At 64.4% G+C, this 23,716-nt stretch carries 27 protein-coding genes and 1 tRNA gene; 16 read left to right on the top strand and 12 right to left on the bottom strand.

The window, feature by feature from the left end:
- Positions 1–4 precede the first annotated feature (4 nt).
- Positions 5–868, bottom strand: a complete 864-nt coding sequence (tesB, locus tag Q0030_RS20565; RefSeq protein ID WP_298371011.1) for an acyl-CoA thioesterase II — start codon at positions 866–868, stop codon at positions 5–7.
- 216 nt (positions 869–1,084) lie between these two features.
- On the opposite strand from tesB, the gene Q0030_RS20560 reads away from it, so the two are divergent.
- Entirely contained in the window at positions 1,085–2,305 is a 1,221-nt protein-coding gene (locus Q0030_RS20560) for a ubiquinone biosynthesis hydroxylase (RefSeq protein ID WP_298371009.1), read from the top strand.
- A 118-nt stretch (positions 2,306–2,423) separates the two neighbouring features.
- Here the strand turns inward: Q0030_RS20560 and Q0030_RS20555 are convergent, their stop codons facing one another.
- From Q0030_RS20555 to Q0030_RS20545, 3 genes are all read right to left on the bottom strand, one after another.
- Entirely contained in the window at positions 2,424–3,338 is a 915-nt protein-coding gene (locus Q0030_RS20555; RefSeq protein WP_298371006.1) for an alpha/beta fold hydrolase, read from the bottom strand.
- An 85-nt stretch (positions 3,339–3,423) separates the two neighbouring features.
- Complete coding sequence (locus Q0030_RS20550) at positions 3,424–3,621, bottom strand: Trm112 family protein (protein WP_018269337.1); 198 nt, start codon at positions 3,619–3,621, stop codon at positions 3,424–3,426.
- 46 nt (positions 3,622–3,667) lie between these two features.
- The gene (locus Q0030_RS20545) at positions 3,668–4,204 is read right to left on the bottom strand and encodes a TetR/AcrR family transcriptional regulator (protein ID WP_298371003.1); all 537 of its coding nucleotides are present in this window, start codon (positions 4,202–4,204) and stop codon (positions 3,668–3,670) included.
- A gap of 94 nt (positions 4,205–4,298) precedes the next feature.
- Between Q0030_RS20545 and Q0030_RS20540 the strand changes: the two genes are divergently transcribed.
- From Q0030_RS20540 to Q0030_RS20505, 8 genes are all read left to right on the top strand, one after another.
- Entirely contained in the window at positions 4,299–4,649 is a 351-nt protein-coding gene (locus tag Q0030_RS20540; protein ID WP_298371000.1) for a hypothetical protein, read from the top strand.
- A 296-nt stretch (positions 4,650–4,945) separates the two neighbouring features.
- Positions 4,946–7,480, top strand: a complete 2,535-nt coding sequence (locus Q0030_RS20535; protein WP_298370997.1) for an EAL domain-containing protein — start codon at positions 4,946–4,948, stop codon at positions 7,478–7,480.
- A 229-nt stretch (positions 7,481–7,709) separates the two neighbouring features.
- Positions 7,710–7,988 (top strand): PepSY domain-containing protein, encoded by a 279-nt coding sequence (locus Q0030_RS20530; protein WP_298370995.1) that lies wholly within the window; start codon positions 7,710–7,712, stop codon positions 7,986–7,988.
- Between the two features lie 10 nt (positions 7,989–7,998).
- Entirely contained in the window at positions 7,999–8,556 is a 558-nt protein-coding gene (locus Q0030_RS20525; RefSeq protein ID WP_298370992.1) for a cytochrome b/b6 domain-containing protein, read from the top strand.
- 241 nt (positions 8,557–8,797) lie between these two features.
- Entirely contained in the window at positions 8,798–10,420 is a 1,623-nt protein-coding gene (locus Q0030_RS20520; protein WP_298370989.1) for a hypothetical protein, read from the top strand.
- Positions 10,421–10,488: 68 nt separating this feature from the next.
- A complete protein-coding gene (locus tag Q0030_RS20515; protein WP_298370986.1) occupies positions 10,489–10,959 on the top strand; it encodes an FMN-binding protein in 471 nt (156 codons plus the stop codon).
- Positions 10,940–11,851 (top strand): FAD:protein FMN transferase, encoded by a 912-nt coding sequence (locus tag Q0030_RS20510; protein ID WP_298370983.1) that lies wholly within the window; start codon positions 10,940–10,942, stop codon positions 11,849–11,851. The genes Q0030_RS20515 and Q0030_RS20510 overlap by 20 nt, the downstream gene beginning before the upstream one ends.
- A complete protein-coding gene (locus Q0030_RS20505) occupies positions 11,841–12,260 on the top strand; it encodes a hypothetical protein (protein ID WP_298370980.1) in 420 nt (139 codons plus the stop codon). The genes Q0030_RS20510 and Q0030_RS20505 overlap by 11 nt, the downstream gene beginning before the upstream one ends.
- Positions 12,261–12,266: 6 nt before the next feature.
- Here the strand turns inward: Q0030_RS20505 and Q0030_RS20500 are convergent, their stop codons facing one another.
- Positions 12,267–12,941 carry an LON peptidase substrate-binding domain-containing protein gene (locus tag Q0030_RS20500; protein WP_298370977.1) on the bottom strand — a complete coding sequence of 225 codons (675 nt, stop codon included), beginning with the start codon at positions 12,939–12,941 and terminating at the stop codon, positions 12,267–12,269.
- 30 nt (positions 12,942–12,971) lie between these two features.
- A complete protein-coding gene (trxA, locus tag Q0030_RS20495; RefSeq protein ID WP_298370975.1) occupies positions 12,972–13,892 on the bottom strand; it encodes a thioredoxin in 921 nt (306 codons plus the stop codon).
- Between the two features lie 240 nt (positions 13,893–14,132).
- On the opposite strand from trxA, the gene Q0030_RS20490 reads away from it, so the two are divergent.
- Both Q0030_RS20490 and Q0030_RS20485 read left to right on the top strand, forming a co-directional pair.
- The gene (locus Q0030_RS20490; protein ID WP_298370973.1) at positions 14,133–14,588 is read left to right on the top strand and encodes an SRPBCC family protein; all 456 of its coding nucleotides are present in this window, start codon (positions 14,133–14,135) and stop codon (positions 14,586–14,588) included.
- Between the two features lie 161 nt (positions 14,589–14,749).
- Positions 14,750–14,824: transfer RNA gene (locus tag Q0030_RS20485), tRNA-Gly, on the top strand.
- 99 nt (positions 14,825–14,923) lie between these two features.
- Here the strand turns inward: Q0030_RS20485 and Q0030_RS20480 are convergent.
- Positions 14,924–15,229 carry a hypothetical protein gene (locus tag Q0030_RS20480; protein WP_298370970.1) on the bottom strand — a complete coding sequence of 102 codons (306 nt, stop codon included), beginning with the start codon at positions 15,227–15,229 and terminating at the stop codon, positions 14,924–14,926.
- Between Q0030_RS20480 and Q0030_RS20475 the strand changes: the two genes are divergently transcribed.
- From Q0030_RS20475 to Q0030_RS20465, 3 genes are all read left to right on the top strand, one after another.
- On the top strand, positions 15,228–15,734 hold the full coding sequence (locus tag Q0030_RS20475) for a DUF2865 domain-containing protein (RefSeq protein WP_298370967.1): 507 nt from the start codon (positions 15,228–15,230) through the stop codon (positions 15,732–15,734). The genes Q0030_RS20480 and Q0030_RS20475 overlap by 2 nt on opposite strands.
- A gap of 281 nt (positions 15,735–16,015) precedes the next feature.
- On the top strand, positions 16,016–17,293 hold the full coding sequence (locus Q0030_RS20470; RefSeq protein ID WP_298370964.1) for a PQQ-dependent sugar dehydrogenase: 1,278 nt from the start codon (positions 16,016–16,018) through the stop codon (positions 17,291–17,293).
- A 188-nt stretch (positions 17,294–17,481) separates the two neighbouring features.
- Positions 17,482–18,060: a c-type cytochrome gene (locus Q0030_RS20465; RefSeq protein ID WP_298370961.1), complete on the top strand. Its 579-nt coding sequence runs from the start codon at positions 17,482–17,484 to the stop codon at positions 18,058–18,060.
- A gap of 178 nt (positions 18,061–18,238) precedes the next feature.
- On the opposite strand, the gene panE is transcribed toward Q0030_RS20465, so the two are convergent.
- The 4 genes from panE to Q0030_RS20445 form a co-directional block, all read right to left on the bottom strand.
- Positions 18,239–19,159, bottom strand: a complete 921-nt coding sequence (gene panE, locus Q0030_RS20460) for a 2-dehydropantoate 2-reductase (protein ID WP_298370958.1) — start codon at positions 19,157–19,159, stop codon at positions 18,239–18,241.
- A 117-nt stretch (positions 19,160–19,276) separates the two neighbouring features.
- Positions 19,277–19,927 (bottom strand): 2-hydroxychromene-2-carboxylate isomerase, encoded by a 651-nt coding sequence (locus Q0030_RS20455; protein WP_298370955.1) that lies wholly within the window; start codon positions 19,925–19,927, stop codon positions 19,277–19,279.
- Positions 19,928–19,993: 66 nt separating this feature from the next.
- Positions 19,994–21,349: an MATE family efflux transporter gene (locus tag Q0030_RS20450; RefSeq protein WP_298370953.1), complete on the bottom strand. Its 1,356-nt coding sequence runs from the start codon at positions 21,347–21,349 to the stop codon at positions 19,994–19,996.
- A gap of 106 nt (positions 21,350–21,455) precedes the next feature.
- On the bottom strand, positions 21,456–22,043 hold the full coding sequence (locus Q0030_RS20445; RefSeq protein WP_298370950.1) for a DUF2239 family protein: 588 nt from the start codon (positions 22,041–22,043) through the stop codon (positions 21,456–21,458).
- 131 nt (positions 22,044–22,174) lie between these two features.
- Between Q0030_RS20445 and Q0030_RS20440 the strand changes: the two genes are divergently transcribed.
- Complete coding sequence (locus Q0030_RS20440) at positions 22,175–22,840, top strand: glutathione S-transferase (RefSeq protein WP_298370948.1); 666 nt, start codon at positions 22,175–22,177, stop codon at positions 22,838–22,840.
- A gap of 8 nt (positions 22,841–22,848) precedes the next feature.
- On the opposite strand, the gene Q0030_RS20435 is transcribed toward Q0030_RS20440, so the two are convergent.
- Positions 22,849–23,274, bottom strand: a complete 426-nt coding sequence (locus Q0030_RS20435; RefSeq protein ID WP_298370946.1) for a DUF1330 domain-containing protein — start codon at positions 23,272–23,274, stop codon at positions 22,849–22,851.
- 105 nt (positions 23,275–23,379) lie between these two features.
- Here Q0030_RS20435 and Q0030_RS20430 point away from each other — a divergent pair, with 105 nt between their 5' ends.
- Positions 23,380–23,715: a GIY-YIG nuclease family protein gene (locus Q0030_RS20430; protein WP_298370944.1), complete on the top strand. Its 336-nt coding sequence runs from the start codon at positions 23,380–23,382 to the stop codon at positions 23,713–23,715.
- Position 23,716 lies beyond the last annotated feature (1 nt).

Raw genomic sequence — 23,716 nt, 5'->3', positions numbered from 1 at the left:
CGCGCTACGCCTTGCGTTCGCGCACCGAACCTTCCTGCGCGACGGACGCCACCAGCGTGCCGTCGGGCTTGAAGATCTGGCCGCGGGTTAGGCCGCGGCCTGATTGCGCGCTCGGCGAATCCTGCGCGTAGAGCAGCCATTCGTCGGCGCGGAACGGGCGGTGAAACCACATCGCGTGATCGAGGCTCGCCGGCATCATGCGCCGGTCGAACAGCGTCCGGCCGTAGCGCGCCATGACGGCGTCGAGCAGCGAGAAATCCGACGCATAGGCGAGTGCGCACATATGCAGCGCCGGATCGTCGGGCAATTTCGCCGCGGTGCGGATCCATACATGGATGCGGCCGTCCTCGATCTGCTGGCCGAAATAGCGGCCGAGCTCGACCGGGCGGAGCTCGATCGGCCGGTCGCTCTCATAGTAGCGGCGGATGAACTCCGGCATCTCCTTGAACATCGGCTGCTTCGACACTTCCTCCGCGGTCAGCTTCTCCGGCGGCGGCACGTCGGGCATCTTCTCCTGATGATTGAAGTTGCTCTCTTCCTCGGCGTGGAACGAGACCATGATGGAGAAGATCGCGTTGCCGTGCTGGATCGCGGTGACGCGGCGGGTGGTGTAGCTCTTGCCGTCGCGCAGCCGCTCGACCTGGTAGATGATCGGGATCTGCGGATCGCCCGGCAGGATGAAATAGCAATGGATCGAGTGCGGCAGGCGGCCCTCGACGGTGCGGCAGGCCGCGACCATCGCCTGGCCGATCACCTGGCCGCCGAACACGCGCTGCCAGCTTGTCTTCGGGCTGTTGCCGCGGAACAAATTCACCTCGAGCTGCTCGAGATCGAGGATGGACAACAGGTCGATCAGGCTCTTGGACATGGGGATGCGCTCGCTTTCGTCATTCCGGGGCTCGCGAAGCGAGAGCCCGGAATCCATTCGTCCACGGAACATGCGGTTTGATGGATTCCGGGCTCACGCTGCGCGTGCCCCGGAATGACGACCGTTGGATTTGGCCTTGTTTCTGCCCCCTGTTTCGCCCAGCTATTATCAGGTAGCAAGCACAGTCTGAGAGCGCACGGTGCGCAAGGGAACGGCATGCCGGCACAGCGAAGTATTGTCATCTGCGGGGGCGCATTTGCAGGGTTGGCGCTGGCCGTGGCGTTGCGCCAGGGGCTGGGGCCGGACATTCCGGTGATCGTGGCCGATCCGGCGCTGAGCCAGCGCCCGAGCCGCGATCCGCGCGCGACCGCGATCGTGGCGGCCTGTCGGCGGCTGTTCGAGACCCTCGGCGTCTGGGGGCAGGTGGCGCCGACGGCGCAGCCGATCACGGACATGGTCGTGACCGATTCCAAGCTGGAGGACGCGACGCGTCCGGTGTTCCTGACCTTCGCCGGCAATGTCGAGCCCGGCGAGCCGTTCGCCCATATGGTCGAAAACCGCTATCTGATCGATGCGCTCGCGATCCGCGCCGAGGCCGAGGGCGTCGAGCTGCGCGCCACCGCGGTGTCGAGCTTCGACTCGCGGCCCGACGGCGTCAGCGTCCGGCTGGTCGACGGCACCGAGATCGATGCGAGCCTGCTGGTCGCCGCCGATGGCGCACGGTCGAAGCTGCGCGAGCGTGCCGGGATCGCGACCCATGGCTGGGACTACGACCAATCCGGCATCGTGGTCACGGTCGGGCATGAGCGCGCGCATCACGGCCGCGCCGAGGAGCATTTCCTGCCCGCGGGCCCGTTCGCGATCCTGCCGCTGACCGGCAATCGCTCGTCGCTGGTGTGGACCGAGACGCGCAAGGACGCCGCGCGCATCACGGCGTTGGGCGAGGACGAATTCCACACCGAGCTCGAGCAGCGTTTTGGTTTGCATCTCGGCGAGATCAAGGCGCTCGACAGACCGCGCGCGTTTCCGCTCGGCTATTTCGTCGCGCGCTCATTCATCGCCGAACGGCTGGCGCTGATCGGCGACGCCGCGCATGTGATCCATCCGATCGCGGGGCAGGGGCTCAACATGGGCCTGAAGGATGTCGCCGCACTTGCCGAGGTCGTCGTCGATGCGGCGCGGCTCGGCATGGACCTCGGACAGGCCGACGTCCTCGAGCGCTATCAGCGCTGGCGGCGCTTCGACACGATGGCGATGGGCGTTGCCACCAACTCGCTGAACTTCCTGTTCTCCAACGAATCGACGCTGCTGCGCACCGTGCGCGACATCGGATTGGGCCTCGTCGATCGCGCGCCGCCGCTGAAGAGCATGTTCATCCGCCAGGCAGCGGGATTGTCAGGCGAAGTGCCGCGGCTCCTGAAGGGTGAGGCGCTGTAAGCCTTGCGCGGTGCCGTAGCCCGGATGCAGCGAAGCGAAATCCGGGAGCAGTCTCTCCGCGGATGGATCGGTCCCGGATTGCGCTGCGCTTCATCCGGGCTACGGCTTGCCGCATCCACTATTTTTGTGAAACGAAGCCAGCCACGGCGTCGATCAGGTCGGGATCGAGTGGCCGCTCCGGCTCATTGTAGCTTGCTATGTCGTCTGCCGCATCGGTGACGTCGACCAGCAGGTGATTCATGTCCGGCAGCCACAATGATTTGGCCGCGATGTCGGCGGTGGTGAGCGCGAGGAAGTCGAGCCGCGCGAGCTGATGGTCGCGGCCGCCCGCGACGATCAGCGTTGGCCCGGTGATCTTCTTCATCGGATCGATCGGATCCTCGGTAAAGGCCGATGCGATGGCGGGCTGCATCGCAGGCGCGATCGCCAGCCCCGCCGGCGGCGGATCGACGATCTGCCCGGCCATGATGTCGTCGATGGCCTTTCCGATCGGCGCGAATTTGTCTGGCGGCAGCTGCTTCTCGAGCTGCGCCTTCAACACCGTGCCCTGCTTGCGCGCCGCCGTTGCCAGCAGCACCAGCCGGTCGATCGGCACGCGCTGTGCGGCGAGGATCGCGACCAGGCCGCCCTCGCTGTGCCCGACCACCGCAACATGAGCGAACTTGCCGCTGCCGCGCAGATACTCGATCAGTGCCGCGGCGTCGCCGACATAGTCCTTGAAGCGAAACTCCTCCGGACGACCAAACTCCTTCTTCCATTCGCCGGCGCCGCGCTTGTCGTAGCGCAGCGTCGCGATGCCGCGTGCGACCAGCTGCTCGGAGAGTTTCTTCAACGTCGCCGGCTTGAGCTGCGGCCCGTTGCCGTCATGGTCGGTCGAGCCGGAGCCGGCGATCAGCAGCGCCACCGGCGGTTTTGTGATGTCCGGCGGCACGGTCAGCACCGCGTCGATCGGGCCGATGCGCAGCCTGCTCTCGTCGGCTGCCGCGCTCGCCAGCGAGACGAGCAGCAACAGCCATGTGACGAGGGCGCGCATGTGGCTCTCTTATTGGAGCATGATCTCAGCGCAAACGCTTGCGTTTGTCGCGGGAAAACCGCTTCATACTTTTCCGGATCATGCTCTAGTCGATCTTGCGCGCCTCTTCCGGCAGCATGATCGGGATGCCGTCGCGGATCGGATAGGCGAGCTTTGCGGAGCGCGAGATCAGCTCCTGCCGCGCGGCGTCGAATTCCAGCGGTCCCTTGGTGATCGGGCACACCAGGATTTCGAGCAGTTTTGGGTCGGCGGTGCTCTCGAGGTGGTCGGTCGTCGAATTCATAGCTGTCTCCGGCTGGCCGTCGTGTAGCACATTCCCGTGTCAGCTGTCAGCGCTTGGTCATGCGCAACAGCTCGTCGATTGCGGCCTGCTGGCGCGGCTTCGGCAGCGTTTGCTCGGACAGCGCGTAGCCGATGAACGCCCAATAGAAGATCTGCGCCCGGCCGCGCGCCACATCGTCGGGGAATCCGGCATGCCGGAGCAGGGTTTCGATATAGCCGATCCGGCGCTGGTCGACCTCGAGCACGGCGGCGCGCGCCGCGGCATCGGCGGTGGCCCAGCTGCGTACCGCGCGTTCCAGTGCCATCCGCGCCGAGAAGGTCCGGCGCAGCAGCAGCGCCAGCGCGTCGCCGCCTTCCGGAATGGTCTCGAGCTCGGCGATCACCTGCTCGGCGGCAACCTCGCGCCAATGGTTGAGAATCGCGGTGCGGTAGGCGCCGATGTCGGCGAAATGCCAGTAGAAGCTGCCGCGCGAGACCCCCATCGCCTTGGCCAGCGGCTCGGCCTTGAGCGCCGTGAAGCCGTGCTTCGCCAGCGTCTTCAGGCCCTGATCGAGCCAGTCCTTGACCGAGAGCTGTTCCGTCATGGTTCCCCGTCCCGCGTCCCGACCATACACAAGTGTATTGACAGGCGCCAGCCGGCGGTGTCCAATCCATACAGTACTGTATGGAGACGTCGCGATGCGTGATCTTCTGCTGCAAGGCGCCGGAATCATCGCCATCCTGGTCAGCCTGATCCATGGCGTTCTCGGCGAGACCAAAATATTCGCGCGCGCCACCGTCGAACCGGCGCGGCTGCGCCTCTTGCTCCGTCTGGTCTATCAGGCCGGCACGGTCGCTTGGATCGGCGGCGGTGTGCTGCTGGTCGCCGCGCCCGCGATGGCCTCCGATGCCGCGCGGCACTGGATCGTGGCAACGCTCGCCATCGTGTTCGGCAGCGCCGCGCTCGCCAATGCGGTCGCGACCCGCGGCCGGCATTTCGGCTGGATGGCGATGAGCGCCGTGGTGGCGCTTGCCGCCGCCGGTTACTAGCGAGCGCGATCATGACGACGATCGCGCCAGCCGAAGCACCGTCTTCGCGCGCGGAATGACTGGCTGAGAACGAACAGCGCGAGGCGTCGCGGGTCGCAACCGGCGGAACTGTCCTGGTTCCGCTCGAGGGCTGAAGACGTGCGACCGCGGGATCTCTGCAATATTTATGGAGCCATCAATTTCCATGTGGAATCGGCTTACGCGCGGATAACCATGCCACCGAAAGTTGTAGAAAATTATCGAGAAGCCAATTCAATCGGCCTAGCTTGTCCGCGCGGACAACCATGGACCGACGCATGTTTCGTGTTCTTACGTGCCTTTCAGGTGAGCATGACTGGCGGCTCGTTCTGCTTGCCGGACTGGTCTGCTTCGTCGCCAGCATTGTCGCCGTCAACATCTTCCATCGCGCGATCGCTTCACAGGCGAGGACGCGGCTGATCTGGATCGCGATCGCGGGTGCCGCGATCGGCTACGGCATCTGGGCAACGCATTTCATCGCCATGCTCGCCTACGAGCCGGGCGTGCCGACCGGCTACGGTATCGTTCTCACGGCGCTGTCGCTCGCCGTCGCGATGATGCTGACGTCCGGCGGCCTCGGCCTTGCCGCCGGCGACTCCAGCCCCTGGCGCGCGCCGGTCGGTGGCGCGGTGATCGGAGCCGGCATCGCCAGCATGCATTATCTCGGAATGTGGGCGTTGGAAGTGCCGGGCCACGTGGTGTGGTCGCTCGACCTCGTGGCGGCCTCCATCGTGCTCGGCATGCTGTTCGGCTACGCCGCGCTGTCGGTTGCGGTCCGCTATCAGGATCGCTGGATGTCGCTCGTCGCGGCGCTGTTGCTGACGCTTGCGATCGTGTCGCATCATTTCACCGCGATGGGCGCGGTCGAGATCGTTCCGGACCCGCTGCTGGCTCCGGAAACCCTGTCGCTCTCTCCCGCCTTCCTCGCAATCGTGATCGCGGGCGTGGCGCTCTCGGTGCTCGGGATGAGCCTGGTCGGCGTGCTTGCCGACCGGCGCCTTGCGCTTCGCACCCGCCGTTTCGAGGAGATCATAAGCCAGCTTTCGCTGGCGCGGCAGCAGGTCGAGGCGTCTCAGAAGGAGCTGGAAGAGCAAAGGCTCCGGCTGGACACGGCGATCAATCACATGGGCGAGGGCCTCTGCATGTTCGATGCGGAGAAGCGCCTCGTCGTGTGCAATGAGCGCTACGCCAAGATGTACCGGCTGCCGCCCGAATTGCTGCTGCCCGGCACCGCCCATCGCGAGATCATCACGCATCGGATCGCCAATGGCATTCTCAAGGGCGAGACCAGCGACAGCGCCGCGACCCAGGTGCTGGCGACACTGAACGCACTGCCGGCCGACGAGATCAGCAGCCGGGTCGACGAGCTTGCCGATGGCCGGCTGATCTGCGTGACGCGGCAGCCGATGCCCGGCGGGGGCTGGGTGGCGACGCATCGCGACGTCACCGAGCAGCGGCGTTCCGAGGCCAAGATCACCCATATGGCGCAGCACGACGCACTGACCGATCTGCCGAACCGCGTGCTGCTCAAGGAGTGGATGGAGCAGGCGCTCTCCGGCGCGCGGTGCGGCGGACCGAGCCTTGCCGTGCTGATGCTCGATCTCGACCGCTTCAAGGACGTCAACGACACCCTCGGGCATCCGGCTGGCGATGCGTTGCTCAAGTCAGTGGCCGCGCGGTTGCGCAGGTGCGTCAGCGATACCACGCTGATCGCACGGCTCGGCGGTGACGAGTTCGCAGTGATCGACTACGTCACCGATCCGGTCACGGAAGCCGGTGTGCTCGCCGAGAGGATCAGGAAGGCGCTCAGCGAGCCGATCGATCTCGGCGATCATCGGGTGACCACCACGACCAGCATCGGGATTGCGATCGCGCCGCGCGACGGCACCGATTCCGACGAGGTCCTGCGCAGCGCCGATCTTGCGCTCTACTCGGCCAAGAGCGGCGGGCGCGGCTCGTTCCGCTTCTTCGAGCCGGAGCTCGATCGGCAGCTGCAAACCCGGCGCAGCCTCGAGCGCGACATGCGCAGCGCGCTCGCCAATGGCGAGTTCGAACTGCACTATCAGCCGTTCATCAACGTCGCGAGCGGGGCGACCTGCGGTTTCGAGGCGCTGTTGCGATGGCATCATCCGCAACGTGGCATGGTGTCGCCGGCGCAGTTCATTCCGCTGGCGGAAGAGACTGGCCTGATCGTGCCGCTGGGAGAATGGGTGCTGCGCACCGCGTGCGCGGAAGCCGCCAAATGGCCCGACGACCTCAAGATCGCGATCAATCTGTCGCCGGTGCAGTTCAGGAGCCCCGAATTGGTTCCGGTGATCGTGCACGCGCTGGCGAGCTCGGGCGTTTCGCCAGGACGGCTCGAGCTCGAAGTCACCGAAACGGCGATCATGCAGGACAGCGAAGCGGTGTTCGCGGCGCTCAGCCAGCTGCATGATCTCGGGGTGCGGATCGCGCTCGACGATTTCGGCACCGGCTATTCGTCGCTGAGCTTCCTGCAGAAGTTTCCGTTCGACAAGGTCAAGATCGACCGCAGCTTCGTGTCCGAACTCTCGGGCGCAACCGACGAGTCGCGCCGGATTGCGCGCGCGATCGTTCGCTTCGCCGTCAGCCTCGGCAAGACGACGACCGCCGAAGGCGTTGAAACGAGGGAGCAGCTCGACATCCTGCGCGCCGACGCCTGCGTGGAAGTGCAGGGCTTCCACTTCAGCCCCGCGGTCCAGAGCGAGAAGGTCGCACAGATGATCGGTGGGCGGATGCCGGCAGCAGTCGAACGCCCCGCAATACGTCTCGCAATGGCCGGTGCCGCGTCCTGACCGAAGGGCCGCGCGCAGCAGATTCGGATACCCATGAGGCTTAAGGCCGCAGCAAGCGGTCAAAACCAAATTGTGCGTGGAGCGCAAAGCAGTTTTTGCGACCGTTAGAATTTCTCTAAAGCATGCCGTGTGCGCGCTTCCTTGACTTGGCAATCACCTCAGCATTCTTCACGCATGTGCTCTGCGCGATGGCGTTGTGGGCATGATCGTCAACGGAGGGGAGATGCGTGTGAGAGTGATTTTCAGCGCTGCGCTTGCAGTGTGCGTTCTGGGGCTTTTCGGTTCGGCGGCGTTCGCCGACGGCTACAAGAATTGCACCAAGCTCGAAAAGACGTCGTGGAAGCCGGCAACCGATGCCGAAGCCAAGGCCAAGGCCGCGGGCTACGAGGTGCGCCGCTCGAAGGTCGAGGGCTCCTGCTACGAAGTGTACGGCGTCAAGGAAGGCAAGCTCTACGAGCTGTTCTACAGCCCGGAGGATCTCAGCCTGAAGCACACGATCGCGAAGTGAAGCAGACGCGATGACGAAGGCGGCGCCCGGCGCCCGCGGCGCCACCACCGTGCAGGTCTGGGACCTGCCGTTGCGGCTCTGGCACTGGGCGCTCGCCATCCTCGTCCTGGTCGCATGGGTGACGCCCAACGTCGATGACCGGCTGCACCGGCTGGCGGGCTATTCCGTGATCGGGCTATTGGCGTTCCGGCTGATCTGGGGCTTTGCCGGCACGCGCTATGCGCGTTTCGGCAAACTCGGCGTCCGGTTGCGCGCCGCGCCGCGCTACATCTGGAATCTCCGCCGCGGCATCACCGGTCGCTATATCGGGCTCAATCCCGCGGGCACCGTGATGCTGGTGGCACTGCTGCTCACGCTCGCGGTGTCCGCGATCACGGGTGCTATGGAGGTCACCGTCACCTTCTTCGGCGTGTGGTGGATCGAGGACACCCACGCCTATGCCTCGGATGCGGTCATCATCCTGGTCGGGCTGCACGTACTCGGCGTCGTCGTCGTGGGATTGTTGCAGCGTCAGAACCTGGTGCGCGCGATGTTCACTGGACGCAAGCTTTTCCGCAGTCCTCGGTAAGCGCCTTTGAGCCGTCAGGCCGGGTCGCGTCTTTGATTCGGAAGCCCATGCATAAATCCGCCGTCAGTGCCGGATAATCCCGACCTACTATTGAAGCTTATTCTTATTCTAATTCTAAACTTGAGCGATTCTAACTGCCGAGCTGCCACCAGGACGGCGGAAATTTTCCGAAATAATTCTCGGTAGTGTTAGGTGCGCCCTTATGTCGCGGGCTTTTGGTTGCCGCAGAGCAGGGGGGCGCATGTCATCGCATCGTTGCGTGGGGTTAGGTGCATCGAAATTCGAACTTGGCTTTAATTCCAGGCGCGCGGCGCTGCTCGCGGCGACCGCGCTGTTGATCATCAGCAGCGGCAGCGCTTTCGGGGCTGAAGATAGCGCGAACGAGGCGCTGCTGAAAAAGCTCGACAAGATGGAGCGGCGTATCCAGGCGCTCGAGGCCGAGTTGAAACAGAAGGACAGCCGCACGCCCGCGCCACAAGCGGCCTCGATCCGGAGCGCCAACGCCGCGGCTTCGTCGGTCGAGCCGAAAGAGGCGACCGACACCAAGGACTCGAAGGACGCCAAGGGCAAGCCCGCAGCTCAATCAGCGCAGACGCCGGCCAAGCCGATGTTGCAGCTGCCCCCGCTTCCGGCGGTCGGTGACAAGCCCATTCTCGGGCTGGCGGACTCGCCCGTGGCCGGTCTCAGCATCGGCGCCTATGGCGAGATCAAGTTCGGTAGCATGCAAAACCCTGCCGCCAACGGCCAGTGGCAGAAGGGCTTCGATGCTGCACGATTCGTCTTGTTGCCGACCTATGCAATCACGCCGAATATCATCTTCAACGCCGAGATCGAGTTCGAGCACGCAGGGTCTGGTTTCGACAACGACGACAAGCTGCACGGCACCGCGGAGATCGAGCAGCTCTGGATCGATTTCAAGATCCTCGATCAGTTCAACTGGCGCGCGCCCGGCATCGATCTCGTGCCGATCGGCTATATCAACCAGCATCACGAGCCGACGCAGTTCTACAGTGTGAACCGGCCCGAACTGTACAACGGCCTCATTCCATCGACCTGGAAGGTGCCGTCGAGCAGCGTCTACGGCACCATCAGCGAAGATCTGAAGTATCAGGTGATGGTCAGCACCAGCAACGAGGACTTCGGCGATACCTTCGACAATCGCACCGCGGCCAAGACCGTGCCGCTTCCCGGAACGCCCTATGCCGCGGGTATCGATGGCCTGAATGGGCTCGGGTTCTCCAGGCCCCCGCTCGGCGACTTCCAGCAGCTCAACAATGCCGTCGCCGTCTCCGGACGGCTCGACGTCACGCCGACATTCGTGCCCGGCTTCGCGGGAAGTGTAAGCGCCTATTTCTCGCCGAATACGACCCCACGGGGCGCGCACGATGATCTCGGCAATTTCCTCGGTCACTCCAGTCTGGCGATGTTCGACGCCGAGTTCCGCTACCGCGTCCCTGAAACGGGCCTCGAGCTTCGCGGCGAGTATGTCCGCGCCGAATTCAGCCATCCGGAGAACCTGCGCGCGAACAACGATTCAGATCCCACCAACAACGTCGGCAAGTCCATGTACGGCTATTCCGGCGAGATCGCCTATCACGTGCCGCTCGGCACCATCCTGAACAGCGAGTGGGAGGCGGTGCCCTTCTATCGCTACACCTACCAGAATTCGCAGACCGGTGGCTTTGCCGGCACGGATGCCAACATGCCGACCGGCGCCGGCCAACGCCAGTACCATACCGCCGGCTTCGCGCTCTTCCCGTCACCGAAGATCGCGCTGAAGGCGACCTATCAGCACGTCATCGACAAGAGCATCACCGGCGCGATGTCGGATTCGTTCCTCGGCGGCGTCGGATTCTTCTTCTGAGATCAGCACGGTCACGCCGGAGCAAACGCTCCGCGCGCATGATGAAAACGATTGGAGCCAGGTGAGAGATGACGTGGGTTCGATATACACTGCCTGCAGCGGCGATTGTGTCGGCTGCTTCGCCCGCCTATGCCGTTCAGTACCTGTCGATCGAGGAGGCGCAGAAGCAGGCGTTTCCCTCGGCGACGAATTTCACCGAAGTCCAGGCAGGCCGGGTCTGGAAGGCCGAAGCCGGAGGCAAGGTCGCGGGCTTCCTTGTCTTCGACCGGGTGATCGGCAAGCACCTGTTCATCGACTATGCAGTGGCGCTGACGCCGGGCGGCGCAGTGCATAAGGTCGAGATCCTGCAATATCGGGAGTCCTATGGCGGCGAGATCCGAAGTCCGAGCTGGCTGGCGCAATTCGTCGGCAAGACCGGCGGCAGTGCGTTGAAGATCAACGGCGACATCCGGAATATCTCCGGCGCGACGCTGTCGTCGACGCATGTCACGGAGGGCGTGAAGAGGATTTTGGCCGCCTATGCCAATCGCCTCCGATAGCATTCGCCGCGCCCGGCCGCTGCTCGGCACTTTCGTCGAGATCGAGGTCGCGGCCGCCTCCGGACCCGAGACGGATGCCGCCATTGACGCCGCATTCGATGCCGTCGCGCGGGTTCATCGACTGATGAGCTTTCACGAGCACGACAGCGACGTCAGCCGCGTCAACCGGGAAGCCGGCGTCCGGCCGACGTACGTTCATGCCTGGACGTTCGAGGTCCTGGAGGCGGCGCTCGAGATGCATCGCCGCTCCAGGGGTACCTTCGATGTCACCGTTGCGCCGGTGTTGCAAGCCATGGGTCTGCTGCCCGGATCGGACGGCGATCGCGTCATCGGGCCGGAACAGAGCTTCGACAATGCGATCGAGCTGCTGCCCGAACTAGCGGTGCGCCTTCGATCTCCGGACGTCACGATCGATCTCGGAGGGATCGCCAAGGGCTTTGCCGTCGACCGCGCAGTCGAAGTGTTGCGCAGCTTCGATATTCGGGGCGGGCTGGTGAATGCCGGCGGCGATCTTCGGGCGTTCGGGCAGGGACAGCACACGGTCCATCTGCGCGACCCCCGCGACCCGCTCCGCTTGCTCGCCCGTATCGAGCTGGCTGATCAGGCGCTGGCATCGACCGCGCTTCGCTTCGATTTGGTCGACGGAGCGTCTCCGGGCACTTCGGCAATCATCGATCCCGCCACGGGCAATCCGACAACCGTCGCCATCGGCGCTACGGTCTGCGCGCCCTCATGCATGATCGCCGATGCGCTGACGAAGACTGTCATGATCTCGGGGACCGATGCCGGCGACCTGCTTGAGCATTACAGGGCAAGCGCCTTGCTGATCTCGACCGGCGGAGACGTTCAGATCACTTCCGACTGGCCCCAGGCGGTGCATCTTGCGGCTTAAACGTTCATTTCGCTATTCGATGTACGCGACGTTCGGAGCGCTGTTGCTGACGGGCGCCGGCTGGCTGGTCGCGGATTGGCAAAAGAACGTTGCCGCCGACGAGATCTGGCAGCAGGCCGCGGCCAACTTATTGATGGTTCATGGCGGGGTCGCCATGCTGGCGCTGCTGACGCTGGGCGCCCTCATCCCCGTGCATCTGCTGCGCGCGTGGCGGAGCCGGAAGAATCGCATTTCGGGATCGATCATGGCGGCGTTCAATGCGGTCCTGATCGTGACCGCCTTCGGGCTCTATTATCTTGGATCCGAGGAGGTGCGGCCCTGGATGAGTTGGATCCACCTCACAGCGGGATTTGCCCTCTCCGTGATGTTTCCGCTTCACATCTGGCTGGGCCGACGAGAGCTGCGGTGAAGGGCCTCATTGCACTGGCGGGTCGCCCGAGGTGCGCTTCTTGGCGAGGTCCATCTCGGTGACCGCGATCAGGATCTCGGCGCGGGTCTTCAGGTCGGGCGCCTCGAGCATCGCCTGCTTCTCGGCCGGACCATAGGGCGACATCATCGCCAGCGCATTGACCAGCGCCTCGTTCGGCGCGGACTCGATGCCTTCCCAGTCGACCTTCAGGTTGTTGGCTTCGAGGAAATCGGCGAGCACCTCGAGCAGCGCCTTGCGGTCGACGGCGTCCTCGCCCTTGCGTGCGGTGAAGTCGCCGGTGAAGGAGAAGAAGTCGACCTTGCACTGCCGGTACGCCGTCTGCACGGCCAGCTCCTCGACCACCTTGAAGCGCGCGACGCCGGTCAGTTCGAGGATGTAGCGGCCGTCGCCGGATTCGGCGAGCTGGGTGATGCGGCCGACGCAGCCGATGCGGAATAGCGCCGGCTTGGCCTCCTTCTGCGAGTGCGCCACATCAGGCTGGATCATGCCGATCAGGCGGTGACCGTCGCGCAGCGCGTCGTCGATCATCGCGAGATAACGCGGTTCGAAGATGTTGAGCGGCATCTGGCCGCGCGGCAACAGCAGCGCGCCAGGCAGCGGGAACACCGGGATCACCTCGGGGAGCTCGCCGGGCCCGCGATATTCGGCATTGATCGGCATCTGCGGTCCCGCTGCTATGACGGGCGTGCGTTACGAGAATAGAATCGTCGACAATCGCCTGCGCCCATCGACGGTTGCCTCATCGGTGCCGCCCCACGCCTCGAAGAACTGCACCAGCTGCTTGCGCGCGCCATCGTCGTTCCACTTGCGGTCACGCTTGACGATGGCGAGCAGCTGCTCGGTCGCCTCCGTGCGCTTGTTCATCGCATTGAGCGCGGTCGCGAGATCGAACCTGGCCTGATGATCGAGCGGGTTTGCGGCGACTTTCTGTTCCAGCTCCGCGATCGGTCCGACCGACTGCGCCTGTTCGGCGAGGTCGATTGCCGCCTGCACCGCCTTCACCGCGGCGTCATTGCGTTTGGACTCCGGCACCATCGCGAGCGTCTGCTTGGCTTGCTCGACCGCACCCGACGTGACGTAGCACTTGGCGAGGCCCGCCAGCGCCGCGATGTTGGTGGCATCGTGCGCCAGCACCTCGGCATAGATCTGCGCCGCACCCTCGACATCGCCCCCGGCCAGCACGGCGTCGGCCTCGGCCAGGATCTCCGCAAGATTGGGCTCGCCGGCGGCGGGCACACCCTTGGTGATCTTCTCGATGAAGGCGTTGATCTGGCTCTCCGGCACCGCGCCCATGAAGCCATCGGCGGGCTGGCCGTTGACGAAGGCGATCACGGCCGGGATCGACTGGATACCCATCTGGCCGGGGATCTGCGGATGCTCGTCGATGTTCATCTTGACCAGCTTGACCCGGCCCTTGGCGTTGCGAACCGCCTTTTCCAGCATCGGCGTGAGCTGGCGGCAGGGACCGCACCACGGCGCCCAGAAGTCGATCATGACCGGCTGACGGCGCGATTCCTCGATGACGTCCTTGACGAAGGTCTGGGTCGTCGTCTCCTTGATCAGATCGGGCGCTGCCTCGGGCGTGGGGCCGCCCTGCTCCATTATCGTCACGTTGTCCTCGCCTTGGTCTTCTGAGGTCGGAAAAATACGGGGGCGTTCTAGCACGCTCCGGACGGCGTGTTCAGCCGTTCTGTCAGCCTAGAGCATGATCCCGGAACATGCTCCGTAGATGGCGGTCGGCCGGCAAAATTCAATCGCTCGCCGTCCGGCATGTTCCATCGGAGATCGGGTGGGTTTGAGGCCCGAAACGGCCGACGATGGCGCTTCTTCATGGCAACAGGGGGATCGCCTATGGCAAAGGCCTATTACAGCACCGTGTTCGAGCAGCCGGCCGGCGAGGTCTGGAAAATCATCCGCGATTTCAACAATTACCCGGTCTGGGTCCACGGCGCGGGCACCAGCGAGATCGAGGACGGCAAGTCCGGCGACACCATCGGTGCCGTGCGCAACGTCCTGTACCGGGAACGGCGGATCCGGCAGCGGCTGCTCGCACAGTCCGACGTCGAACGCTTCCAGACCTACGAATTTGCCGGTCCGCCGACCCTGCCGATGACGGACTTCAGTGCGACCCTGCGGGTAACCCCGGTGGTCGACGGCGACCGGGCCTTTATCGAATGGTGGGCGGTGTTCGATTGCGACGCGGACCGCCGCGTCGAACTGGCGCAGACGCTGACCGGCTGGTTCGAGACTTGGCTCGAATCGCTCCGGGATGAGATGGCTCTGAGGCCGGTTCCGGCCGAAACATAAAAAGAAATCGTCGCGATGGCCGGTTTCGGCCGATTCGGGGGTCAATTTTTAAGGAAACCGTGCGATTTCGTGAAGGTCGGACCGCGCTCTTGTGTTGCATTCACAGACAGCATTTGGCATAGGTCTGCCGTTGCCGGCGAGCGATCGCCGCCATTTCGGATGCGGGTGTAGCTCAGTGGTAGAGCACGACCTTGCCAAGGTCGGGGTCGAGGGTTCGAGCCCCTTCGCCCGCTCCAAAATATCTCGCTGACCGAGCTGACAGTCTGATGAAGGCCCGCCCATTGGTGCGGGCTTTTTGTTGTTCAGGCGGCTCGGGCAGCGCCGCGATCGCGCGGTCAAGATGCCGCGACCCGCGATGGCCCTTTCCGGCTCCGTGAGCCGCCAAGACGATGCATTCTCAAAACTGATAGAAATCCGTGGTTGTGTCGGCGTCGAAATGGTTGCCGCTCGCCTTCCGACGCGGCGAGCAAGTGAATGATGTCGATCAGCTGGAAGCCAGATCCCGGGTTGAACCGCCGCTTGGCTCGCGCATGCGTTGCAGCGCTGGTCGTGCTTGTCGGCGTCTGGGCCTGTTCGCGGGCATCGGCGCAGCAATTGCCGAGCGACTCGGCGTATGCCCCGGCGCCGAATTTCTCTTCCATGCCCGGCTTCGAGCAAGCGCCTGGCTTTGAGCCCGAGCAACGGCCGCGGCCTCGGGTCTACATCACGACGCGGTCGGGCGGCCGGCAGAATTTCTGCGTCAGGACCTGCGACGGCCGGTTCTTCCCGCTGCCGCGCGTGAGCGAGGCGGCGGATATCAAGGCCTGCGAAGCGGCCTGTCCGGCCGCCGAGGTGAAGCTGTACTCCGGCTCCGATATCGACAGCGCCAGAACCGAAGCGGGCGAGACCTACAAGACGCTTGCCAACGCATTCCGCTTCCAGCGCGAGATGGTGCCGCAATGCGCGTGCAGTGCCGGCGCGTCCACCGGCCTGTCGCCGATTGCGATCGAGGACGACATGACCCTTCGGACCGGCGACATCATCGCCGCCGATGACGGCTTCAAGATCGCGGCGATCTCCAGCGGGCAGAAGCGCAGCGTGTTGTTCAGGCCGCTGCCGAAGGCCAAGGCGCAGGCGCTCGGCCTTGCGCGTTTCTCGTCGCGATAGCCGCGATCTCAAGCGTTAGCTACGTTCGAATATTACGCTGCGGTGCAGAATGCCTTGTTTGCAGGCAGGCTCGCGCAGGAAAATTTCACTCGAATTTCGTCTCAAATTTCGTCTCAACTTGTTTTGACGCAGCGCACACCACTGCATGCGCTTTTCAGCGTCGATGGATGTGCTACCATTTTGCCGTCTGACCTACCTCACAGACCGCCACCATCATCTCTCAGGGCGTTCAAAAATCAATAACAGGCAAGCTGCAACGGCTTGCGTAGGGGAGTGACGCGATGAAATCGGCTTTCAATCGATCCATACTTGCGTTCGCGGCGATTGCGCTGCTGGCGGGGACAACCTTCGCCAATGCGCAGCAACAAACCGACAAGAACCGGGCGCTGAAGAAGTACGAGTCCGGCACCAAGGAATTCTGGACCCATCCGCCGGATGACTGGTTCCTCGGCGACGAGACCGAAGCGCAGAAGGGCCTTGCCCCGCCGTCCGGTCCGCCGACCGGCGCATCCGACGCCGAACTCGCCACCATGATGAAGAAGATCAAGCTGCCGCCGGGCTTCAAGATCGAGGTCTATGCCTCGAACGTGCTCGCGGCTCGGCAGATGGCCTGGGGCGACAAGGGCACGCTGTTCGTCGGCTCGTTCGGCCTCGGCAACGTCTATGCGATCAAGGACAACAACGGCAAGAAAGAGGTCAAGACCATCCTGAAGGGCCTCAACATGCCGACCGGCCTCGCCTTCCGCGACGGCGCGCTCTACGTCATCGCGGTCGACAAGCTGATCAAGTACGACAATGCCGAAGCCAATCTCGACAACCTCGGCAGCGGCAAGGTGGTGTATGACGACATGCCGTCCTACGCGGCGCACGGCTGGAAATACATCGCCGTCGACAAGGATGGCTGGTTCTACATTCCGTTCGGGCCTCCCTTCAACATCGGCATCCCGCCGACCTCGGTGTCGCAGATCCGACGCGTCGATCCCAAGACCGGCAATGCGGAGCTCAAGGCGCTTGGCGTGCGCAACTCGGTCGGCGGCGACGTCGATCCGCGCACCGGCAAGTACTGGTTCACCGAAAATGCCCGCGACTGGGTCAGCGACGATCTGCCGAGCGACAAGCTCAACATGATCGACAAGCCCGGTGAGCATTTCGGCTATCCCTATTGCCACCAGGGCGATCTGCCCGATCCGAAGTTCGCGATGGGTCACAAGTGCTCGGAGTTCACCCCGCCGGTGTACAAGCTCGGCGCGCACGTCGCTCCGCTCGGCATGAAGTTCTATACCGGCAGCCAATTCCCGGCCGAGTACAAGAACAGCATCCTGATCGCCGAGCATGGCTCCTGGAACCGGCACAAGTACCAGGGCGGCCGCATCGTGAAGATCACCGCGAGCCCCGACGGCAAGAATGCCAAGCAGGAGATCTTCGCCTCCGGCTGGATCGAGGGTGACCAGGGCTATCTCGGCCGTCCCGCCGATATCCTGCTCGACAAGGATGGCTCCATCCTCGTCGCCGACGATTGGGCGGGTGCGATCTATCGCATCAGCTACAGCAAGAAGTAAGGGTTGAGCCCACGCGGGGCTGCGGTGGCCTTCGAGGCGGCTGCAGCCCCGTTTGCTTGGTTTGGCAAGCTACGGAACAGACTCGTCATGCCCGGATCTGATCCGGGCATCCATCCCAACAAGAACCCTTCTGCAAGCGCGATGGATTGCCGGGTCGAGCCCGGCAATGACAGCCGGAGAAACTGACTATGCGTCATGCGTCGTTTGGAATTCTGTCAGCGGCCATGCTGCTGGCGTCGACCGCCCATGCAGCCGACGTTGCCGCCGGCATGGCGAAGGCCGAGATCTGCGCCGGGTGCCACGGCGACAACGGCATCTCGCAGACCGAGAACATTCCCTCGCTCGCCGGCCAGCTCGACCAGTTCATTCAATGGCAGTTGGTGTTCTTCCGTGCCGGTGCGCGCAAGAATGAGCAGATGCAGCCGATCGTCGAGCAGCTGAGCAATGACGACATCCGTAATCTCGGCGCCTATTTCGCGTCACTGACGCCGTTCAAGGGCCGCAAGGACGACAATCCGGACTTGTCCGAGAAGGGCAAGCAGGCCGCGGCCGGCCGCCGCTGCGCCTCATGCCACACCGATACCTTCGTCGGCACCAAGGCGGTCGCCCGCATCGCTGGCCAGCGCGAGGAATATCTCGTCAAGGCGCTGCACGACTACAAATCGGGGGTGCGCTCCGGCGGCGCGCAAGCAGCGATGGCCGATGTCGCGTATCCCTTGAGCGACGAAGAGATCACCGCGCTCGCGCATTATCTGGCGCATTTGTAGCCGCGATGCTGCCATCCTCCCCTGGAGGGGGAGGATCGGCGCGAATGAAATGAGCGACGAGGTGGGGTGACGGTCTCTCCACTCGAACAATGCCCGTGTTGAGAGATCACCCCACCCCGTCTCACATTCCGCTTCGCTTCATGTGAGCCGACCCTCCCCCTCCAGGGGAGGGTGAAGCCTAACCGGCCCGCTGCTTCTCATACGCCTTGAGATGCGTGTAGGCCGTGCGCAGCTTCGGCACCGGGATCTTGGCGGCATCCGCGCGCACGACCAGATCGCCGATCACATGGTCGGCCTCGACCGGCAGTCCCGCCTTGATGTCGCGGAACATCGATGCGGTCATCGGTGAGCCTTCGGTGGTCAAGAGCCCGCGGGTGCGCTGGAAGAACGGGCCGCCAGGCGCATGGCCGGCGTCGGCCGCGATCGCGCTGCATTCGTCGAGGATGCCGAGCAGGAAATCCTTGCCGCCGGGGGCGGCTAGGATGTTGCCGACCGAGGTCCGCATCAGGCTGGTGGAGGCGGCGAGCGACGCCAGGAACACCCACTTCTCCCACATGTCCTGCATGATGTGATCGCTGGCGGCCGCACCGTTGATCGCGGACAAGGTCTCCGCGATCGCGCGTACCCGGTCCGACAGGCCGCCGGCGCGTTCGCCGAAGGCGAGCGATTGCATCGGCTGTAGCTGCACCACCTCGCGTTTCTCGTTCAGCGTCGCCGCGATCGCGCAGAGGCCGCCGAGCACATGCTGAGCGCCGAACTTCTTGTCGAGCGCATCGAGGTGCAGCATGCCGTTGAGCAGCGGGATGATCGCAGTCTTGTCGCCGACCGCAGGCGCAAAGGACTTGATCGCATCCTCGAGATCGAACGCCTTGCAGCTCAAGAGCACGACGTCGAACTTGTCCGACAGTTTGTCGGCCTGCACGGTCGGCGGATTGTTCAAGGTGACGTCGCCGTTCGGGCTCTTGATCACGAGCCCGGCGGAGGCGAGCTCGGAGGCGCGGCGGGGCCGGACGAGAAAAGTCACGTCGCGGCCGGCCTGAAGCATCCGGCCGCCGAAATAACCGCCGATCGCACCGGCGCCGACCACGAGAACGCGCATGGGAATTTGTCCTTCTTTGTTGCTGCCCGGGACGCGAGCGAAAAGCGAATGGGGAATGGGGAATAGATAGGGATACTGACCGACTATTCGCTACCCGCTATTGGCCATTCGCTCATCTCACTTTCCCGACACCAGTTCCTCGACCTCGCGCAGCTGCTCCTTGCCGAAGAAGATCTCGTTGCCGACCAAGAAAGTCGGCGAGCCGAACGCGCCGCGCTCCACGGCGGCCTGGGTGTTCGCGATCAGCTTGGCCTTCACGTCGGCGTCCTGCGCACGCGCGAACAGTTTGGCGGCGTCGAGGCCGGAGGCGGCGATGGCTTTGCCGGCCACTTCCGGATCGTCCATCTTCTTCGGCTCGACCCACATGTGGTGGAAGGCGGCCTCGACGTATTTCTCGAACACGCCTTCGAGCTGGGCGGCGACGGCTGCGCGCATCAGGTTCAACGTGTTGACCGGGAAGAACGGGTTCCAGGTGTAGGGCTTGACGTTGAAGCGCTTGAGGAAGCGCTCGGTCTCGATCCTCATGAATTCCGGCTTGTTCTTGACGCCGGCCAGCGTCTCGGCCGGCGACTTGTTGTTGGTGGCCTTGAAGATGCCGCCGAGCAGGATCGGGACGTATTCGAACTTGACGCCGGTGCGCTTCTCGATCGCCGGGATCGCCTCATGGCTGAGGAAGGCATTGGGGCTGCCGAAATCGAACAGGAATTGCGGATTCTGGCTCACGGCGGTCTCTCCCCTCGGCTTGTCTCGTTTGGACTTGTCTAGCATGTACCTGCTGCCGCAGGCGCCACCAGTAGAATATGATACTCATCATGTGAGCCGCGGCGCGTGATGTCAAATCAGCCGCTTGATGGTCTGCTTGCGCCATACCATGGCGTAATAGGCCATCTGCAGCACGAACATGGTTGCGAAGGTGGCGGGATAGGCGATCCAGATGCCGCTGATGCCGATGGCCCGGCTGAGCAGGATCGCGACCGGCACCTCGACCAGCGCCATGGCCAGGATCGAGATGAACAGCGGCATCCACACCGTGCCGCCGGCGCGCATCGCGCCCGAGAACACCGTCGCCATGCCGAACAGCACCATGCTCCACAGCACGATGTACAGAAGCTGCTGCGCCAGCGCGAGCACCGCGCCGTCGACGATGAAGAAGGCCATCAGCGGCCGCGCAAAGAGATAGCCGAGCACCACCAGGCCGCCGGTCAGCGCAAGATTCATCTCGATCCCGGTCCGCACGATGGCGCCGACCCGGTTGGCATCGCCGCGGCCGATCGCCTGTGCGCCGAAGATCGAGACGGATATGGCGATCGAGATCGCCGGAAACTGCACATAGCCGATCACCTGGTTGACTGCGCCATAGGCAGCGGTGGCCTCCGAGCCGAAGCCGTTGACGAGGCCGAGCAGCACGAGTTCGGCGAGCGAGACCACCACCATGCCGATCGCGGTCGGAATGCCGAGCCGCAGCACGATGCGCAGCAGGCCGCCGTTCGGCCGCATCGCGCGCAGGAACGCGGCGTCGAAGGCCAGCGGATGCTTGTGCCGCAGCATGTGGATATGCAGCCAGAGCAGCGTGACGACGCCCGAAACCGCGGAGGCGACTGCGGCGCTGGCGACGCCCAGCATCGGCAGCCCGAGCCAGCCGCGGATCAATGCGGGCGTCACCACAAGGCCGACGACGGTCGAGACCGTCAGCGCCACCAGCGGCGTCACGGTGTCGCCGACGCCGCGCATCATCGCCGCGAGCAGCAGGAATGCGAAGGTCACCGGCATCGTGATCATCATGATCCGCGCATACGATACAGCGGCGTCGAGAACGTCCGGCGGCGTCGCGAGCGCGATCAGCAGCGGGCGCGCGAACAGGCCGCCGAAGATCGCGATCGCAAGCGCCAGCAGCAGCGTCACGGTCATGGTCGTGCCGGCGACCGCCTTGACGCGGTCGGGCTCGCCGGCGCCCCAGGCCTGGCCGATCATGACCGATGCACCCGCGCTCAGGCCGATCACGAAGGAGATGAAGAAGAACATCACCGGAAAGAACACCGACGCAGCGGCGAGCGCGTCGACGCCGATCATCTGGCCGAGATAGATGCCGTTGATGGTGCCGAACAGCGACTGCAGCACATTGCTCAGCAGCATCGGCGCCAGGAACGACAGGAAGGCTTTGCGTAGGGAGGGAGGCTTTGACACGTTCAACTTCCAAAAATCGAGACCGTGAGGACGGCGGCGGGGCAGGTCTGTGGTTCGGCTCTGAAGCCGAATCACCCACCTGCGGCCGCCGCCCATTTCGCGCGAAAGCGCGTCAGTCCGCTTGATCGCTATAGGCGAGCCGGATCACGTGGTCGCGGATATCGGCGGGCCAGTCCGCGATCAGCGTCGCAAAGCGCCGCCGGTCGTGCGCGAACAGCGCGCGGATCGCGTCCTCGTAATGCGGCCGGTTGCCGCCCATCGTTGTCATGAAGCGATAGGCGGCATCCTGCGCGCTGCGCGTGCGGTCCTTGTCGCCGCTCGTGCGCCGCGCCTCGTCGATCAATTTGCGGATCGCAACCGATGCGCCGCCCTTCTGCTGCGCGAGCCAGTCCCAATGGCGCGGCAGCAGCGTGATCTCGCGCGCGACGACGCCGAGCTTCGGCCGTCCCGGACCGCGCGGCCCGGCCGGCGTTGCCGGCTCCTCGTCGAGCGGAGGCGCGAGCTTCGGCAGCCGCGCGAGCACGTCTTCGACCGAGCCGCGAAAATCGATATCGACCAGCGCCGAGGTGCGGCCGTTGAACACCAGGACCGCGGCATCCTTGCGCTGGTCCAGGTGCTGCTTGGCGGCGCGTGCAACCTCCGGAAGGTCACCGGCCCCGATGCGATGCTCGCCTTCGAACGCGACATAGGCAGGATTCATGGTAGACCTCTCCGATTGCGCGACGTATTGCCCGGGTGATTTCCAGCAAGCACGGCGCGTGGATCTCGACTTTCCTGTCCCCGGCTGGCACCAAGCGCCGCCCGATTGCGCCGATATTTCAGAGGACGCCCATGCTGACGGTTCATCATCTCAACAATTCCCGCTCGCAGCGCGTGCTGTGGCTGCTCGAGGAATTGGGCGTGCCCTACGAGATCGTGCGCTACCAGCGGCAGCCCGACATGCGGGCGCCGAAGGAGCTGCGCGCGATCCATCCGCTCGGCAAATCGCCTGTTGTCACCGACAACGGCAATACCATCGCGGAATCCGGCGCGATCCTCGAATACATCATCGCGACCTATGGCAAGGGCCGCCTGATCCCGCCGGCCGATACGCCAGAGCGGCTGCGCTACACGTATTGGCTGCACTATGCCGAAGGCTCGGCGATGACGCCGCTGCTCTTGAAGCTGCTGTTCACGCTGATGCCGAAGCGCGCGCCGGCGCTGCTGCGGCCGCTGGTGCGCAAGGTCTCGAACCAGGCGCTGTCCACGCTGGTCAATCCGCAGCTCAAGCAGCACATGGCCTATTGGGAAGGCGAACTCGGCAAGAGCGAGTGGTTCGCCGGCAACGAATTCTCCGGCGCCGACATCCAGATGAGCTTTCCGCTCGAGGCGGCGGCCGCGCGCGGCGGGCTCGAGGACGGCCACCCGAAATGCGTTGCATTCCTCGAGCGTATTCACGCGCGTCCGGCCTATGCGCGGGCGCTCGAAAAGGGCGGGCCGTACGAGGTTGGCCGCTAGCATCTCGGTCATCGCGGCAGCTCGACCAGTGGCAGCAGGCGTGAATCCGCCAGTGCTGCCGTGCGATGTCCGATGCCGGCGAGGTAGGCTTCCGCCACCGCGAAGGCCAGGAACGCGCCACGGCTCTTCTGCCGGATCAGCATCGCGCGATCCCAGCGCTCGCCCTCGGGCCCTATCAGGAACGAGCCGCCTTCACCCATGAACAGGATGTCGCCGCCGCTCTTGCGCAGATGCGGAAGCGTGTGGGCGACATAGCGGTCGTAGGCTTCTGCACCCGTGATCGGCTGCGGCGGAGCGAGTTCGGGGCTTTGCGAATAATCGGCGATCTCGCGGAAGCGCAGCAGGTTGAGCATCACCAGCTCGCCGGTGATCTCGCGCTGGGCAAAGTCGCGCCCGGCATTCCACGTCGGCTCCAGATGGCAGGTGGTGTCCATGTCAGCTCGTCCCATTCGCTTTCGATGGCGATGTTTTATCCGGGTGTAATTGCTTTGTCAATAATACCCGGATATAAATAACGTGCCGATACGACAGGAGCCGCCATGAAGACCGAGGACCGCAAGCTGGCCATTGCCGACTACAAGAAACGCGCTGCCGTCGCCGGCGTGTTCGCGATCCGCTGCCGCGCCAGCGGCGAGGTCTGGGTCGGGCAGGCGCTCGATCTGGAGAAAATAGAAAACCGCATCTGGTTCACGCTGCGGATGGGCAGCCATCGCAATGCCGAGCTGCAGCGCGCCTGGGCGGCGCATGGCGCGGACAATCTCTCGCTCCAAACGTTGGAGCGCATCGAGGACGAAGAGCTGGCCTATGTGCGCGACACGTTGCTCAAGGAGCGCGTGCAGCACTGGCGCACGCAGCTGAACGCGTCGGCGGTCTAGT

The organism is uncultured Bradyrhizobium sp., assembly GCF_947648125.1.
In the GTDB taxonomy this organism is placed as follows: Bacteria; Pseudomonadota; Alphaproteobacteria; order Rhizobiales; family Xanthobacteraceae; genus Bradyrhizobium.
Note: the sequence above shows the minus strand (reverse complement) of the source record. Positions and strands in the feature narration are given on the sequence as shown.

What these genes read in the sequence shown, in the direction of transcription:
- Q0030_RS20470 (WP_298370964.1), top strand. Translation starts at nt 16,016, where the DNA reads ATGAAATCGGCTTTCAATCGATCCATACTTGCGTTCGCGGCGATTGCG.
- Q0030_RS20475 (WP_298370967.1), top strand. Translation starts at nt 15,228, where the DNA reads ATGCCCGGCTTCGAGCAAGCGCCTGGCTTTGAGCCCGAGCAACGGCCG.
- Q0030_RS20510 (WP_298370983.1), top strand. Translation starts at nt 10,940, where the DNA reads ATGCCAATCGCCTCCGATAGCATTCGCCGCGCCCGGCCGCTGCTCGGC.
- Q0030_RS20555 (WP_298371006.1), bottom strand. Translation starts at nt 3,338, where the DNA reads ATGCGCGCCCTCGTCACATGGCTGTTGCTGCTCGTCTCGCTGGCGAGC.
- Q0030_RS20500 (WP_298370977.1), bottom strand. Translation starts at nt 12,941, where the DNA reads ATGCCGATCAATGCCGAATATCGCGGGCCCGGCGAGCTCCCCGAGGTG.
- Q0030_RS20520 (WP_298370989.1), top strand. Translation starts at nt 8,798, where the DNA reads ATGTCATCGCATCGTTGCGTGGGGTTAGGTGCATCGAAATTCGAACTT.
- Q0030_RS20550 (WP_018269337.1), bottom strand. Translation starts at nt 3,621, where the DNA reads ATGAATTCGACGACCGACCACCTCGAGAGCACCGCCGACCCAAAACTG.
- Q0030_RS20455 (WP_298370955.1), bottom strand. Translation starts at nt 19,927, where the DNA reads ATGCTAGACAAGTCCAAACGAGACAAGCCGAGGGGAGAGACCGCCGTG.
- Q0030_RS20430 (WP_298370944.1), top strand. Translation starts at nt 23,380, where the DNA reads ATGAAGACCGAGGACCGCAAGCTGGCCATTGCCGACTACAAGAAACGC.
- Q0030_RS20445 (WP_298370950.1), bottom strand. Translation starts at nt 22,043, where the DNA reads ATGAATCCTGCCTATGTCGCGTTCGAAGGCGAGCATCGCATCGGGGCC.
- Q0030_RS20535 (WP_298370997.1), top strand. Translation starts at nt 4,946, where the DNA reads ATGTTTCGTGTTCTTACGTGCCTTTCAGGTGAGCATGACTGGCGGCTC.
- panE (WP_298370958.1), bottom strand. Translation starts at nt 19,159, where the DNA reads ATGCGCGTTCTCGTGGTCGGCGCCGGTGCGATCGGCGGTTATTTCGGC.
- Q0030_RS20545 (WP_298371003.1), bottom strand. Translation starts at nt 4,204, where the DNA reads ATGACGGAACAGCTCTCGGTCAAGGACTGGCTCGATCAGGGCCTGAAG.
- tesB (WP_298371011.1), bottom strand. Translation starts at nt 868, where the DNA reads ATGTCCAAGAGCCTGATCGACCTGTTGTCCATCCTCGATCTCGAGCAG.
- Q0030_RS20490 (WP_298370973.1), top strand. Translation starts at nt 14,133, where the DNA reads ATGGCAAAGGCCTATTACAGCACCGTGTTCGAGCAGCCGGCCGGCGAG.
- Q0030_RS20515 (WP_298370986.1), top strand. Translation starts at nt 10,489, where the DNA reads ATGACGTGGGTTCGATATACACTGCCTGCAGCGGCGATTGTGTCGGCT.
- Q0030_RS20560 (WP_298371009.1), top strand. Translation starts at nt 1,085, where the DNA reads ATGCCGGCACAGCGAAGTATTGTCATCTGCGGGGGCGCATTTGCAGGG.
- Q0030_RS20480 (WP_298370970.1), bottom strand. Translation starts at nt 15,229, where the DNA reads ATGGAAGAGAAATTCGGCGCCGGGGCATACGCCGAGTCGCTCGGCAAT.
- Q0030_RS20440 (WP_298370948.1), top strand. Translation starts at nt 22,175, where the DNA reads ATGCTGACGGTTCATCATCTCAACAATTCCCGCTCGCAGCGCGTGCTG.
- Q0030_RS20540 (WP_298371000.1), top strand. Translation starts at nt 4,299, where the DNA reads ATGCGTGATCTTCTGCTGCAAGGCGCCGGAATCATCGCCATCCTGGTC.
- Q0030_RS20525 (WP_298370992.1), top strand. Translation starts at nt 7,999, where the DNA reads ATGACGAAGGCGGCGCCCGGCGCCCGCGGCGCCACCACCGTGCAGGTC.
- Q0030_RS20435 (WP_298370946.1), bottom strand. Translation starts at nt 23,274, where the DNA reads ATGGACACCACCTGCCATCTGGAGCCGACGTGGAATGCCGGGCGCGAC.
- Q0030_RS20465 (WP_298370961.1), top strand. Translation starts at nt 17,482, where the DNA reads ATGCGTCATGCGTCGTTTGGAATTCTGTCAGCGGCCATGCTGCTGGCG.